This is a genomic window from Methylobacterium sp. CCH7-A2, from assembly GCF_001557075.1.
GTDB classification, from domain to species: Bacteria; Pseudomonadota; Alphaproteobacteria; order Rhizobiales; family Beijerinckiaceae; genus Allobosea; species Allobosea massiliensis.
Map to the genome: position 1 here is coordinate 1 of NZ_LSKN01000219.1, position 605 is coordinate 605.

2 pseudogenes are annotated in these 605 nt (G+C 67.6%); both read left to right on the plus strand.

Features of this window, described 5'->3' with window-relative positions:
* A pseudogene (locus tag AX750_RS16125) lies at positions 1–306 on the plus strand (sulfite dehydrogenase); the annotation flags it as partial.
* Positions 290–605 (plus strand): annotated as a pseudogene (locus tag AX750_RS26940) (cytochrome c); the annotation flags it as partial. The pseudogenes AX750_RS16125 and AX750_RS26940, both read left to right, overlap by 17 nt.

A 605-nucleotide genomic window follows, 5' to 3' on the forward strand; every position in this document is an offset into this window, starting at 1 on the left:
GCCTGGTCCGGGCGAGGTACGATCAAGCGGGTCGACGTCACGCTCGACGGCGGCAAGAACTGGCAGGCCGCCCGCATCGACGGGCCCGTGCTCGAGAAGTCGCTGACGCGCTTCTACGTCGATTTCGACTGGGCCGGGCAGGAACTGCTGATCCAGTCCCGAGCCATGGATTCGACCGGCTATGTCCAGCCGACCAAAGACGAACTGCGCAAGGTCCGCGGCGTCAACTCCATCTACCACAACAACGGCATCCAGACCTGGCAGGTCCGGCCCAACGGGGAGACCGAAAATGTCGAGATCGCTTAAGCCCGTCCTGTTCGCAGGCCTGGCCGGCCTCGCCATCCTCGGTGCCGGCCCGCTGATCGCCCAGACGGCCAAGCCTGCAAAGACTCCCACCTCTGCTCCTGCCGCCGCCGCAACCGCTTCCAAGCCGGTGCCGCTCGGGCTGGGTCGCCTCGCACTGCCGGCCGAGATCAAGGCCTGGGACATCGATGTCCGCCCAGACGGCGTCGGCCTGCCGCCGGGCAAGGGCACGGTCCGGCAGGGCGACGAGCTCTTCCAGGCGCAATGCGCCAGCTGCCATGGCGAATTCGGCCAGGGCAATG